Origin of the sequence: Chitinophaga sp. YR573, from assembly GCF_900110995.1 — a bacterium.
In the GTDB taxonomy this organism is placed as follows: Bacteria; Bacteroidota; Bacteroidia; order Chitinophagales; family Chitinophagaceae; genus Chitinophaga.
This window is the reverse complement of record NZ_FOJF01000001.1, coordinates 2,915,470-2,930,078: the sequence shown is the minus strand read 5'-3', so window position 1 is coordinate 2,930,078 and position 14,609 is coordinate 2,915,470. Positions and strand designations below refer to the sequence as shown.

Here is a 14,609-nt window from a genome sequence, read left to right as displayed (position 1 = left end):
TCTCTACTATGTTTAGTACACGTTTGTTAACCAATTCACCCAATGTATTACAGATTTTTAGCGATCGTTCTGATTGTATTCATTCCTCTTTCTACCAAAGGATGGGGCTTTTTTGCCCATCAGCGTATTAACCGGCTGGCCGTATTTCTGTTACCTCCGGAGATGATGGTATTATATAAACCTCAGCTGGAATATCTGACTACCCACGCTACAGATGCTGATAAACGCCGTTACATAGTAGCCGCTGAAGGCCCCAGGCATTATATAGATCTTGATCACTACAAACCCAATGAGCTTCCCAGGAAATGGATCTACGCTGTTACCAAGTTTGGTGAGGATACTTTGAACACCTACGGTATTCTCCCCTGGCATATCTCTGTGATGATGGAACGTCTTACAAAAGCATTCATGGAAAGAGATACCAAACAGATCATAAAACTAAGTGCAGACCTGGGCCATTACATTGCAGATGCACACGTTCCACTCCATGCCTGTTCCAACCACAACGGACAATTTACCGGGCAGCAGGGTATCCACGGCTTATGGGAATCGAGGATTCCTGAATTATTAGCAGACCAGACCTTCAACTATTTTACAGAAAAACCCGTATATATAACAGACATAGCAGCCACCACCTGGCAGATAGTGACAGAAAGCGGGAAGGCTGCGGATACTGTGCTAAAAAAAGAGAGAACATTACAAATGGCGCCAGACCAACGTTACGCCTGGGAAAACAGGAAAGGTAAACTGGTAAGGACCTATTCAACAGCTTATGTCAGAGCCTATCAAACTGCCCTTGGAGACATGGTAGAACGCCGGATGACCGGCGCAGTGCATATGGTTGCCAGTTATTGGTATACCGCCTGGGTAAATGCCGGTATGCCCCCTTTAGGTAAGGAAGAAGCGAGGATTTTCTTGAAGGAGAGGGTACTCCCTGTGAAAGACAAAATGATAGGCAGACAAGAAGAATAAAGGGCTATTTTCAATTAATTTCGATTTTAAAAAATAATAATTTATCTTTGTTGATACTATCTTTTTTTAGCCTTATCCTACACGCTATACAGCACCATTTTGAAATGCCATACATTTTTTAATCCATTCCTCTGAACAAACCAAGCAACGTGGAACAAGCTAACAATGTATTTAACTTAGATCGACCTATGAAGGTGCACAATTTTAACGCAGGGCCTTCTGTATTGCCAAATGAGGTGCTATACAAGGCCAGCAAAGCTTTGATTGACTTTGAGGGTTCAGGAATGTCTATTCTCGAAATAGGACACAGAACCCCGCTGTTTCAGGCGGTTTTGGATGAGGCACGCAATCTCTTAAGGGAGCTGATGCAATTGGATGATGATTTTGAGATTCTCTATTTACATGGAGGAGCTACCACCCAATTTCTTCAGGTACCTATGAATTTGCTTGAAAATGATGGAACGGCTTCTTACATCGATACAGGTGTATGGAGCAATAAGGCTATTAAAGAAGCAAAACAATTTGGATTTGTAGATGTAGCTGCCAGCTCTAAAGAAAGCAACTACAATCATATTCCCAAACAGTTTACTATTCAGCCAAAGTCCACCTACCTCCACATTACCACCAATAATACCATCTATGGTACGCAGTGGCAGAAGATCCCGGAAACGGATGTTCCCCTGGTAGCAGACATGAGTAGTGATATATTAAGCCGTCAGCTTGACTTTAACAAGTTTACGCTTATATATGCAGGTGTACAGAAAAATATGGGAGCCGCCGGTACCACTATGGTAGCCGTGCGTAAGAGCGCTCTCGGTAAAGTGACCCGCAAAATACCAACCATCCTGGATTACCGTAATCATATAGAAAACGGTTCCATGTTAAATACCCCTCCCGTATTTGCTATCTATATATCCATGCTCACGCTCCGCTGGTTAAAAGACCAGGGTGGTGCAGCCGGTATAGAGAAGATCAATGAGAAGAAAGCGGCACTTTTATATAACGAGATCGATAATAACCCACTGTTCCGTGGTACTGTAGCCAAAGAAGACCGCAGCCGTATGAATGTGTGTTATATCATGGATAAACCTGAACTGGAAGAAGAATTCCTGAAATTCTGTAAGAAAGAAGATATTATCGGTATCAAAGGTCATCGTAGTGTAGGCGGTTTCCGCGCTTCCCTTTACAATGCCCTTCCATACGACAGTGTAGAAGTACTTGTAGAAGCCATGAAGTATTTCAGTCTGAAAAAGGCATAACAGGCTCCGGCAGGAGCTGCATGTTTGTAGCAAAATATTCACATCTGACTCCGTATGAGTTTCCTTCTATAATTATAAGGGAATTTATACGGGGTTTCTTTTTGTTCTTTATTAATTACTTTTGCGCCTTAACAACTATAAATCATGGCAATCATCAGACCCTTCAAAGGTTTAAGACCTACTCCGGAACTGGCTGAAAAAGTAGCGGCACGCCCCTACGATGTGTTGAGCGCAACAGAAGCAAAGGTGGAAGCAACCGGTAACCCGTATGCTTTTTACCATGTTTCCAAATCGGAAATAGACCTGCCCGAAGGCACAGATGTGTATAGTCAGGCTGTATATGATAAAGCCGCAGAAAACCTGCAACGCTTTATTCAGGAAGGAACGCTCTTCCAGGATAACACCCCCAGCTATTATATTTACAAGCTGGTTATGAACGGCCGTACACAAACCGGATTGGTTTGTGCATCCTCTGTATCAGACTACAACAGCGGCATCATCAAGAAACACGAATTTACCCGTCCTGATAAAGAAAAGGACCGTATCAATAATATTAAAACTACCCGCGCACAGACAGGCAACGTGTTCCTGGCATACAATGATGTTCCGGAAGTAAACTTCCTGATAGAACATTGGATGACCGCCCATGCTCCTGCTTACGACTTTACCGCAGCAGATGGCATTCAGCACACCGTTTGGGTTGTAGATGAGCCTACTGCCGTACAGAATATCACTACCCTCTTCGAGAAAAAAGTACCTTTCACTTATATCGCAGATGGCCACCACCGCGCAGCTTCTGCTTCCCTGGTACAGAAAGAATTTGAAGAAAAACAGATGATCTCCCAGGATGATCCGGCTAATTTCTTCCTCACCACTATTTTCCCGGCCAGTCAACTGGTAATCCTGGATTATAACCGTGTAGTAAAAGACCTGAACGGCCTTTCCAAAGAAGCCCTGCTGTCTAAGCTGGAATACGATTTCAGTGTAGTGCCTATCGGTCATATGCCTCAGGCCCCTTCTATGCTGCATGAATTCAGCATGTACCTGGATGGTACCTGGTACCGCCTGCTGGCTGAAGAAGGCACCTATACCACCGATCCTATCGGTATCCTGGATGTCACCATCCTTTCCAATAATATCCTGGATAAAATCCTGGGCATTAAAGACCAGCGCACCGATAAACGCATCGACTTTGTTGGCGGTATCCGCGGACTGAATGAACTGGTAAAAAGAGTGGACAGCGGCGAAATGAAAGTTGCCTTCGCCCTTTATCCTGTAACCATTCAGCAGTTATTTGATATTGCAGACAGTGGTAATGTGATGCCTCCGAAGAGTACCTGGTTTGAACCTAAACTGAGAGATGGACTGATCAGTCACCTGATCTGATCATATAATTAACTCATATATCCTGCCCGGGCCAACCAGTACTTCCTGCTGGCCCGGGCTTTTTAATTGGGGTTAACAATGGATGGCACATTTTTTTCTTTATTTTTACAACAAACGTTCAGACAGGTATGAATATGTTGAAAACAGTGTTATTTGCGGGGTTATTGTTCTCTTCAGTAATAGCATCAGGGCAGGATTCAAAAGAATTATACAATACAGCAACGGGTTTTATACGTGGTGGAGATTACGCCAATGCCATACTGGTATTGAATCAGGCATTACAAATGGAACCTGATAACGTAGAATTCCGCAAGCAACTGGGATTTTCTTATTTCCTGCAAGGTGATATGAGCAAAGCAAAAAACATCATAGAACCCCTTTTGAATAAAAAAGAGGCAGATGCACAGCTATACCAGATTGCCGGAAATATCTACCAGGCACGCCAGGAATTTAAGACTGCACAGAAATTATACGAGAAAGGACTGAAGAAATTTCCTGAAAGCGGAGAACTGTATAATGACAACGGACAACTGCTCATGTTCCTGAAAGTATACGAAGGTGGAATGGGCAGCTGGCTGAAAGGAATTGAGAAAGATCCCAATTTCCCTGGTAATTACTACAATGCGGCCCGCGCCTACTCTTATACAAAGAATCCGTTATGGATCATCATCTACGGAGAAATCTTTGTAAACCTGGAAAGCTATACAGACCGTACCGCTGAAATCAGGAACCTGCTGATAGATGCCTATAAAAAATTATATAACGATCCTTCTATTCTGAGCAAAGCCGTTGAGGACCAGCAACAGGTAGATAAGAAAAGTAAACGCCCCTCTGCTGCGGAATTCCAAAGGGATTACCTGGCAGCTATGGGCAAACAGGTAGGCGTGGTAATGACAGGCATAGACCCTGAATCACTGATCATGGTGCGTACCCGCTTCCTGCTCGACTGGTATAACTTTTCCGGGGTTAAATACCCATATGCATTATTCGATTTTCAACGCGCGATGCTGAAAGAAGGAATGTTCGAAGCCTATAACCAATGGGTATTTGGACCAGTAGCTAATCAGGCAGCCTTCAAAGCATGGACCACCCTTCATAAAACCGATTACGACAGCTTCCTGCAATTCCAGAGAAATCACCCACTGAAAATGAGACCGGATGAATATTATAACAATAATGAGTTCTCGCTGCCAAGATAAGGATTGATCAAATTCACAAATTCCACATATGCTCACGATCAAACACCAAAACACGATTGATAACGCCGTGAAGGCGAATCATGAACGCGCTTTTTATTCTCAGTACCCCGAACATCCTAAAGCCTATGGCGAAACCGCCATGGCAGAGGGTGCGGAAAAGTACCAGGATATGTTACAGCAACCTTATAAACAGCTGTTACAGACGAATGAAACTTCATGGGCCGGAGAAGAATTATCTCCTTATTCCATGCAACCCCTGGGCATTACCTACCCTATTTTTGATGCAAACACACTGGTAGAAAAAGCAGCGGCAGCAGCTCCGCAATGGCGTAATACCATTGTATCCGTACGTGCAGACATACTGGTAGAAACGCTGGAAGCTATTAAAGGCCGCTTCTTTGAGATTGCTTACGCTACCATGCATACTACAGGTCAGAGTTTTATGATGAGTTTCCAGGCATCTGGCCCACATGCCAATGACAGGGCACTGGAAGCCATTGCTATGGGATATCATGAGGGAACACGTTACCCGGCTACCCTCCTGTGGGAAAAGCCAATGGGTAAAACATCCCTGGTGCTGAAAAAGGAATTCCGGGCTATCCCTAAAGGGACCGGCGTTGTAATAGGATGTTCCACTTTCCCGGTATGGAACTCATTACCCGGCATCTTTGCAGATCTCGTTACCGGTAATCCTGTTATCGTAAAACCTCATCCAAAAGCGATATTACCGATTGCGATTGCAGTAAGCGCTATCCAGCAGGTATTACAGGAAAAAGGATTCAGTCCTAACCTCTGCCAACTGGCGGCAGATACTTCTGCAGCACCTGTTTCAAAAACGCTGTGCGAACATCCAGGCATTCAGTTGATCGACTATACAGGTGGCAGCCAATTTGGCAACTACGTAGAGTCACTGACAGGAAAAACTGTCTTTACTGAAAAAGCTGGTGTTAATTCTGTGATAATTGACAGCGTAACTGATATAGATGCTGTGTTACAGAATCTGGCATTCTCAGTGTCTCTTTACTCCGGACAAATGTGTACCGCGCCGCAAAACTTCTTCATTCCACAATCGGGTGTAACTACCGCCAGTGGCCATCTGAGCTTTGATGAAGTGGTACAGAAATTTAAGGATGCGATACTGGCACTGGTGAATAATCCAAAAATGGGAGCAGGTACACTGGGCGCCTTACAGAATGATATGACCTTACAGCGTGCGCATAATGCTAACAAGCTGGGAGCCAAAGTGATACTGGAAGGACAACCAATAGCCAGCGAAGAATTTACACAGCTGAGAGGTTATACACCTACCCTGCTGGAAGTAACCAGCACCGATAAAAATATCTTTGAACAGGAATTATTTGGCCCGGTTTTGTTATTGATCAAAACCAGGGATACAAATGAATCAATTCAACTGGCCAGGCAGATGGCACAGCAACACGGGGCTATTACCTGTGCGGCATATGCTACCAGTCCTGAAATGAAAGAAAAGATCACTGAGGCAATGAATAGTGTTTTCACACCTGTATCTTTTAATTTTACCGGATTCATCTGGGTAAACCAACACGCTGCTTTTTCAGATTTTCATGTGACGGGAGGCAATCCTGCGGGCAATGCAAGCTTCACCAATCCTGAATTTATCCTGAGGAGGTTTGTATGGGTTGGCAACCGGGAACTGACCGGCAGCTGATAGAACAATATGTTTATGAAATATATACTACCTCTTATTTTTCTTGCTTTACTGACGGCCTGCGAGCAGGCGCCGAAAGCAGACAAGGCGACAACAACCGAGGCTCAGTCCGTAAAGGAAGGAGAAGGCAGTGCGTATCGTCTGGACACGACCACCAGTGAGTTGCAGTGGATAGGTACCAAACCTACCGGCAAACACACCGGCCGTTTCCTGATACACCAGGGTAAGCTCTATGTAAAAGACACAACCATTACAGGTGGTAGTATAGAGATCAATATGAGTTCACTGAAAGATATGGACCTGTCTTATACTGATACTTCTTTGCAACGTAAACTGGAAACAGAACTGAAAGGCCCCCTGTTCTTTGACGTGGAAAAATATCCTTTTGCCCGGTTTGAGATTACCGGCGCCAGTGATTTTCGTCCGTCTGTAGGGAATGATGTAATGATGAAGGATGCGAATTATATGATTCAGGGTAATCTGACCATCAAGAACATTACCAAGAACATCTCCTTTCCGGCCTATATCAGGATACACAATGAGGTATTAACTGCGGAAGCTGTCTTTAATATAGACCGTACTCTGTGGGGAATGACCTACCGGGCAGATAAATCCATGCAGGATAAGCTGATCAACTCCCAGGTGAACATACAGTTGAAGATAAAAGCTTTAAAGTAGTAACAAAACATAATAGGCTCCGTTAGGAGCCCCGTGTTTGTAGTAAAATATAATATTCTACATAATTGACTCCGTAGGAGTCCCCTGAGGTTAGCAATTTTAGGGGACTCCTACGGAGTCTGTGTTTTGTTGTTTAAGGTGTTTGCTACAAACACGGGGCTCCTAACGGAGCCTATTATGTTTTGTTATACCACGAAGCTCTTAACGGAGCTTTAAATCAACCTGATTATTTATACAGCTACTCCCTTATCTTCGTATATCAAACTTGAAAACTCACACAACTGCTCCAGTAACCGGCACAACTCTACCCCATGTTCTGTTAAAGCATATGTTACCTTAGGCGGCATCCCCTGGTATTGATGCCTGCTGATAAGACCATTCTTTTCCAGCGTTTTAAGACGATCTGAGAGGATATGGTCCGTTATATAGGTAAGCTCTTCCCTGATAGCAGAGAATCGGTTTTTACCCTCTTCAATGCAGAATAAAATGTCTGTTGTCCAACGGCGGCTCATAGAGAATAAGAGTTCGTTCAAAGGACATTTACTCTCTAAAAATGACTGATTCTGATAATTTGACGAGTTTGTCTTTCTTTCCGGCATAATCTTCCTTATTCAAATAGTTTACGAAAATACGGGTTTTCTATAAGGTCAGTTATTGAAAAGATAAGGCTATTGTCTAAAATAAACAATAGTAATTGATAGATGGATATCCCTGCAAAAGGTTCATATCTTTACGCATTAGGAATATGCCTATTTATATGATCCGTTTAGTATTAATTATCATTTTCTTATTAATTTCCCTGCTGGCGATATTTAAAGCACCTACCTATCACCTCTGGCTGCTGGCTATTGGCGTTGCTGAATTTGCCTGGATATTCACAGCAATCACACTGGTATTATTACTGAGTGGTTTCTTCGCCGGAAAGTATCAACTGGCAGGTACTATCTTAGGTATTATTACACTGATCATTTTCCTCACGCCCATCGTACGTGCATGGTCAGAAGGCCGGCAACTGGCTGCTGCTGTTGATAATACATTCGGCAATGATCCGTCAGCAAAAGCTCCTTTTAGCTTCGCAACAATGATCACAGGTAATCATCTGAAAGAAGTGCCCTGTAAAACATTCAACTATCATTCTTCTTTACACCTGGATTTTTACCCTTCACAATCCGAAGGATTACGCCCTTGTGTAATAGTGATTCATGGCGGTTCATGGAGTAGCGGCGACAGCAAACAATTACCTGAGCTGAATACCTACCTTGCCAATACAGGTTATCACGTAGCATCTATCAATTACAGACTGGCTCCGGCGTTTCAATGCCCTCTTCCCGTAGAAGATGTATATGCTGCCATGGAGTACCTGAAAGTACATGCTGCTGAATTAAAGATAGATACCAGCAACTTTGTATTACTGGGACGTTCTGCCGGTGCGCAGATAGCTTTACTGGCCGCTTACCGGCAACCCATTCCGGGACTAAAAGGTGTGATAGATTTTTATGGTCCTGCAGATATGGTATGGGGATATTCTCTTCCTGCCAATCCGTGGGTAATGGATTCACGTAAGGTGATGGAGAATTACCTGGGCGGTTCCTATACAGCCGTTCCTAAAAACTACGAAGCCAGTTCTCCTATTGAATTCGTCAATAAAAACACTGTACCTACACTTATTATACATGGAGAACATGATGTACTGGTTGCGTATGAACATAGTACGCGGCTGAATAAAAAACTCAGCGCCAACGGTATCAAACATTTCTTCCTTTCGCTGCCCTGGGCTACGCATGGTTTTGATTATAACCTGAACGGGCCTGGCGGACAGCTATCTACTTACACCGTAGAAAGATTCTTACACTATGTAACTCAGTAATTATTTTGCAATGAAGTTAATAGAAGCTTCGTCTTTGAATGCAACATACACCCGGTTCCAGGGCTGATCATCTATCAGTTTCCACTTATGCCCTGTTCCTGTAGTATCCAATGCTATCAGTATATCTCCCGGTCTTAAAGTAAATGTCTCTCCCAGGAAAGTTTCGAACAACAAAGTCCCTGATAAGGTAATGACATATTGAGTAGTAGGTGCCGGATGCCAGTCGTAAGACGAATGTGGCGCCGTTTCATTAAACATTACTGATTCGGTATCTCTAAGCTCCTTGTTGGCAACGGTCCCTTCTATCACATGCGAATGGCCATCTTCTCCTGTAAATAATTTATACGCCCTGATCATATCTATTTAAACATTTTTCTAAAAGTTTCTGCTATTCTTACAGGGAAAGGTTTTGCCCGGGTGAAAGCTTTTTCAGCCAGCTTACATTCTTCCCTTATCTCATCTGTAATATGTTTATCCAATTTTATAAAGCGACCAATACGCCTTATAAAACGTACCCGTTTTCTTCTGGCATGTATCAGCAGATGCAGTTCATTTTCTTCAACAAGACCATTCATCTCTTTCCGCAGCATATCAGAAACGGGATCAATCCCCTCCATGATCCTGTTGATCTTCTGGATGTATTCAAATCCTACCTGCTGCCCCTGGTGCAGACGATATTTAATTAACGGTTCATCTATAAATCCTAATGCATGATAATGCGCAGCCACAACAGCTATCCAGCCATCGTGCCATAGTTTATGCATTAAACGGAAAGGAAGTATTTTATCCAGGAAGTCTTTCTTTATTACAACGGTAGCTCCTGTAACGATCTTACCATATTTGAGCAGGTAACGCAGGAGATTATCTTTATCTGCTGCGTACTGTACAATCTCTTTTGTAAAAACATTCACGTCCCATAATGAGGAGGATAAAGGCTGGTCATTATCATCTATGAAACTCGCATTTGTAAAGACTACTTTATCTTCCTCATGATGATTAAAATGCGCGATTACTTTTTCTACTTTCTGTGGATACCAGCTATCATCCTGATCACTGAGGAAAATGATGTCTCCTTTGCACAGATACAATGCTTTCTCAAAATTCTTTCTGGCTCCTATGTTCTTTTTGTTTTTAACGATATTGAATATGCCGGGATATTTTGATGCATAGTCATTGAGAAGGGCAATAGTATTATCTGTAGAAACATCATCTACAACAACTATTTCATTTACCGGGACGGTCTGATTAAAGATACTATCCAGTTGTTTGTGCAGGTATTTCTCACCATTATACGTACACAATGCAACAGATATTGTATATATTTTTTCCACGCCCTAAGATAATATTTTTAACCGTTTCAGAGCATTTTTAAGAGTTCGAGTGAGAAGCGGTAGGCATCTCCGGGCCACCGGGCTGATAAATAATTTCTGTCCCTGACAGCAAATCCCCTTTCTGTATTATTAATACGATCCCTGAAAAGTGGCTTGGGGCCCGGGATAAAGTTATGCTTATCTGCCAGAGCAGCTGTTACTTCGTCCTGTACGGTATGTTTAGGATAGGTAAGATAATAGTCCTTTAACCAGAAGCGGGTCATGTTATAGGCAGTGAGTTCCTGAGCCCTTAACAATGCCGTGGTTTTATATTGATGAATAGCTGATTTCTTTGTAACAGGATCAATGCTACGGGCGGCCAGTACCACACCATGACAAATAGCGGCTACTGTCTTCTTTGCATTGAAAAAGTCTACAACAGTTTGCTTCAGAACAGATGATTCCAGGTATTCCTTTACACCTTTATCATGACCTCCCGGAAGTAGCAGTGCATCAAAGTCTTTTTCCCTGATAGCACTGTATTTAATAGGCTGCATGAACGCCGGGGACTGTTCCATTTCATGATAGGCCTCGACTGCATCTTCTCTGGCTTTTAAAAGCTTTTTGAGAATACCCAATCCTGTTCCGTATACCATTCTTGTATCTGCTGCCGCTATCTTTCCTTCCGGTGTGGCAAACACTATCTCATGACCATGTTTCGATAATAACTTCCAGGGAATGGCGGTTTCTGAGGGGTCAAATCCGTAAGCGGCGAGGGGAACCAGGATTCTCATCTTGATCGGTTATTTCTCACAAGTTAAGGATAATCAACAACTTATCCGCTACACTTCTACTTCATTCCCCTTTATCTTCTCCTGCAATTCTTTTACGGTCATATTGTACAATACGCTGTGTCTGTTTTGAACACGTTGCACCAGATGTACATGTGCAATGAAATTCTGCACAATAGCGATCTTATCACTGGGAGTAACTACCAGTAACTGCAAATGCAATTGTTTACACAGCTCCATCAGGTAAGTTGCTTTTTCCTCATCCTGATTACTGAAGCTTTCATCTACTGCTATAAAGCGAAGACTCTTACTGTTCTTCCCTTCTCTTGTTATTCCAAACTGGTAGGCAATAGCGCTACACAATATGGTATACGTCAACTGGGCCTTTTCTCCACCGGAAAGCTGTCCCATCTGACGGTATGTCTTTTTAATTTCGTTTGTTTGTCTGAAACACTCATCCGCCCAGAATTCCGACCAGTTCCTTGCATCCATTACACGGTTACGATAAGCCTCACTTTCATCTAATGCACTAATCAGTGGCTGTACTTTCTCCCTGAAATGCGAGGCCTTTTCTTCAAAGCTACTCTGCTGCCAGTTAGCTGCCTGTGGCAACGCCTCCAGCAAACGGCTACGGAATTCTTTTATTTCGGTACCAGAGGATACAGGTCTTCTGCCCAGCTGGATATACGTATCAGGAAGTCTGTTAAAATTAATGCCTATTAAAGACTCATTCAGTTTCCGGATTGTATTACTGATATCCCTCTCCCACTTTTCCATCTCTTCATTCAATCCGCCTATCTTATAAGTGATGGTAACATTGATAAAGCTCTCAAAGTCCTTCTTAAATTTGGGTAGATTATCCTCTGCTAATTTACCCATCCATTCAATGTACTCCTCAGCAAATGCAGCATCGTCAGAGAATCCTTTTACGTCTGAAATCCAATCCGGGAATTTCTGTAATAATTCAGCAGATGGATTTTTTACACGGTTGATACTCCTGCCCAATTGTACCTCTTCTCTATGACTGGCATCATCTGCCTTCTTGAAATTGGCTTCTTTGGATTCGCGTAATGAGTTGTAGACAATACTGATATTATCAAGCGTTACTTCACTAAGGATATTGCTATTCTGTTGCTGGAACTGTAACAGTTCATCCTTATTCTCTTCAGTGATATGTTGCAGAATAGGCAGCAGCTGTTTTATCTCACTCTCCATCAGGGAGATCTCGTGCTGATCCAGCGCCTCTTTGCGGATCAATCCATCCTGGTAATGCTGGTTATCCAGTTTCTGTCTTTCTATATCCAGTAACTCCACTTTCAGTGCATCCAGTTCTTTGTTCTCTTCACGCAGGGAGACAATCTGCTCTTCTGTTTTACGAACACTTTTATTGATCTTAACAAGATTAATCTCATCAAATCCTTTATGTTCTTTTATCCTGCTGGCAGCACTAAATTGTTTTTGTAAACGGTTGGATCTGTTCTTACAGGTTTGTAAGATCTCTGTAGAAGAAGAGACGATGTCGTTCAGCTTATTCCTTCTTGTGATCAGCGCTTCTTTTTTCTTTTCGTTATTCCACCCCATCACATAACTGGAAGCTCCACCTTTACCAGGGCGATCATCTTTTTCATGTCTTTCCCGGCTCTTGATCAACCCTTCCATAGTGATAGCCATATCATACCGCTGTAAAGATTTCTCATCATTTACACAGATATAATTATATCGCTGAATGATCTGTTGTTGTACCCATTTGCTCAATTTATGGTCCGGATGAAATTCCAGTTTATGATAAACTGTATTATCATCAGGATATAAATCCAGTGCCGCATCTTTAATATGATGATACACCAGACGCGAACGCATATTATTATTATTTACGTATGCGGTTACTTTTTTATAATGCTTATCAGGTATCAGTAATCTTAGTGAGAATGAATGCAGCAGTTTTTCAATTGCAGGCTGCCAGTCCGCCTCACTCATTCTTACCTGTGCCAGTTCACCTGCAAAAGGAATATCGTTTGGATCAATTTTAAGATCGTTACACATTTCCTTACGCACCTGTACCAGGTGAGAAGGAATATTATTTTTAGACTGATGCAGTAATTCGATTTCCTTTTCTAATCCAAACTTCTCTTTCTCTGCATCATCTTTTTCTCTTTTAGCACTGTACTCATCTTCCTCATTTAAACGATGTTCGTTTTCCAGTTTTAATACAGACCTGCCTACTTCTTTTAGTATACGCTGGTAAGTAGCTTCATCCGGAATATCCTCTTCTTTCAGATTCAGATCAGTACACCATTCCAGTAATTGCCGCAGGTTTTCATCCGCCTGTAGTTTTTTCCTTCTTAACTCCTGGATCTCATTCTCCAGCTGTTGTAAACGTTGGCCTGCTTTATTCTGATCTAATAAATTTCTTGTAACCCTCTCCTTTTCCTGCAATTCACTCTGCAGTAATTTTGCTTCTTCAATTTTCTTTAATAACAAACTGACCTGTTGACGACGTTCGTCTAAAGTCTGAGAGAGCAATTGGTGTTTAGTGAATTTGTTCCATATAGCGGAGATATCCAACTCCTGTTGCAGTTGTTTTTTCTCTACTTTCAGCTTGGAAAAATTCTTGTAATGTTCGGCTAAAGGTTCGAGTAATAAGATCTGCTGTTCTGCTTTTTCTATATTCCGCTGCGCATCCAGTAAGGTTGTTAAATGCTTCTTTAACTCCTGAAACTGCTCTTCCATATTACGCGGTTCCAGCATATGCATACGGATGAAATCATCCAGGTTGCCTAATACTTTGATACCCACAGTCTGGTTAAACAACTGCAATGCCTGAATACTTTGCATACCCAATGCATCTACCATACGCAGGGCATATTTACTGGCAGAGTCGAACCATTCCACCATTTTACGGGCGCCCTTATTGTAGCTCTGGTCTAAACGACGTTTCCAGTTTCCACCGAGATCAAATGGTTTAAAGTCATCTTCAATGTGCAGGGATTTATGCGCGATACCAAACACCTTCCTCATATCCCCGTTAGAGAAATATCTTACCTGGAACAGTGTTACCGCCTGGTCTGCTTCATTTTCAAAATTGGCCAGCAGAATACTATAGGCTTCTTCCTTATTTTCTCTGAGGTATAAAGTTTTGGTAGCGCCGCTTACTTCACTGTTGATCATACCATAACCACCCATTACATAGGAGTCTTCTGTACGGTCACCTTTCTTTTCACTACCACTGCTCTGATTGTAAAAACGGTATTTCTTCTCCGGCACTATCAGTGTCAGCAGGGCATCGATGAAAGTAGTTTTACCGCTACCGTTAGCGCCGGTAAGCAAACTGGTTTCTCCACCCGGCTTGATGCTGTGTATATGTTTATCAAATGTTCCCCAGTTAAATATCTCCAGATATTGCAAACGGAAACCACTCTTATGACTATCTGTATTAAAAACGTCTAATTGCATTTGTAGG

General features: G+C 42.5%; 12 protein-coding genes. 7 read left to right on the top strand and 5 right to left on the bottom strand.

Going from position 1 to position 14,609, the window contains the following annotated elements; genetic code table 11:
* Window positions 1-42: 42 nt before the first annotated feature.
* From BMW86_RS12390 to BMW86_RS12365, 6 genes are all read left to right on the top strand, one after another.
* Complete coding sequence (locus tag BMW86_RS12390; protein ID WP_089782074.1) at window positions 43-972, top strand: zinc dependent phospholipase C family protein; 930 nt, start codon at window positions 43-45, stop codon at window positions 970-972.
* A 188-nt stretch (window positions 973-1,160) separates the two neighbouring features.
* Window positions 1,161-2,231 carry a 3-phosphoserine/phosphohydroxythreonine transaminase gene (serC, locus tag BMW86_RS12385; protein ID WP_089782073.1) on the top strand — a complete coding sequence of 357 codons (1,071 nt, stop codon included), beginning with the start codon at window positions 1,161-1,163 and terminating at the stop codon, window positions 2,229-2,231.
* Between the two features lie 144 nt (window positions 2,232-2,375).
* The gene (locus BMW86_RS12380; protein ID WP_089782072.1) at window positions 2,376-3,617 is read left to right on the top strand and encodes a DUF1015 domain-containing protein; all 1,242 of its coding nucleotides are present in this window, start codon (window positions 2,376-2,378) and stop codon (window positions 3,615-3,617) included.
* Window positions 3,618-3,745: 128 nt separating this feature from the next.
* Window positions 3,746-4,816: a tetratricopeptide repeat protein gene (locus BMW86_RS12375; RefSeq protein WP_089782071.1), complete on the top strand. Its 1,071-nt coding sequence runs from the start codon at window positions 3,746-3,748 to the stop codon at window positions 4,814-4,816.
* A 28-nt stretch (window positions 4,817-4,844) separates the two neighbouring features.
* On the top strand, window positions 4,845-6,503 hold the full coding sequence (paaN, locus tag BMW86_RS12370; RefSeq protein ID WP_089782070.1) for a phenylacetic acid degradation protein PaaN: 1,659 nt from the start codon (window positions 4,845-4,847) through the stop codon (window positions 6,501-6,503).
* Between the two features lie 15 nt (window positions 6,504-6,518).
* Window positions 6,519-7,181, top strand: coding sequence for a YceI family protein (locus BMW86_RS12365; RefSeq protein ID WP_177189237.1), 663 nt, complete (start codon window positions 6,519-6,521; stop codon window positions 7,179-7,181).
* Window positions 7,182-7,411: 230 nt separating this feature from the next.
* On the opposite strand, the gene BMW86_RS12360 is transcribed toward BMW86_RS12365, so the two are convergent.
* Window positions 7,412-7,714 (bottom strand): winged helix-turn-helix transcriptional regulator, encoded by a 303-nt coding sequence (locus BMW86_RS12360; protein ID WP_255372907.1) that lies wholly within the window; start codon window positions 7,712-7,714, stop codon window positions 7,412-7,414.
* Between the two features lie 224 nt (window positions 7,715-7,938).
* On the opposite strand from BMW86_RS12360, the gene BMW86_RS12355 reads away from it, so the two are divergent.
* Entirely contained in the window at window positions 7,939-9,048 is a 1,110-nt protein-coding gene (locus BMW86_RS12355; protein WP_089783656.1) for an alpha/beta hydrolase, read from the top strand.
* On the opposite strand, the gene BMW86_RS12350 is transcribed toward BMW86_RS12355, so the two are convergent.
* From BMW86_RS12350 to BMW86_RS12335, 4 genes are read right to left on the bottom strand one after another with little or no spacing between them, the layout of a single operon-like run.
* A complete protein-coding gene (locus tag BMW86_RS12350) occupies window positions 9,049-9,405 on the bottom strand; it encodes a cupin domain-containing protein (RefSeq protein WP_089782067.1) in 357 nt (118 codons plus the stop codon). It lies immediately after the preceding gene.
* 2 nt (window positions 9,406-9,407) lie between these two features.
* Window positions 9,408-10,379: a glycosyltransferase family 2 protein gene (locus tag BMW86_RS12345; protein WP_089782066.1), complete on the bottom strand. Its 972-nt coding sequence runs from the start codon at window positions 10,377-10,379 to the stop codon at window positions 9,408-9,410.
* 26 nt (window positions 10,380-10,405) lie between these two features.
* Complete coding sequence (locus BMW86_RS12340) at window positions 10,406-11,152, bottom strand: type 1 glutamine amidotransferase domain-containing protein (protein ID WP_089782065.1); 747 nt, start codon at window positions 11,150-11,152, stop codon at window positions 10,406-10,408.
* Window positions 11,153-11,200: 48 nt separating this feature from the next.
* Complete coding sequence (locus tag BMW86_RS12335) at window positions 11,201-14,602, bottom strand: ATP-binding protein (RefSeq protein WP_089782064.1); 3,402 nt, start codon at window positions 14,600-14,602, stop codon at window positions 11,201-11,203.
* Between the last annotated feature and the right edge of the window lie 7 nt (window positions 14,603-14,609).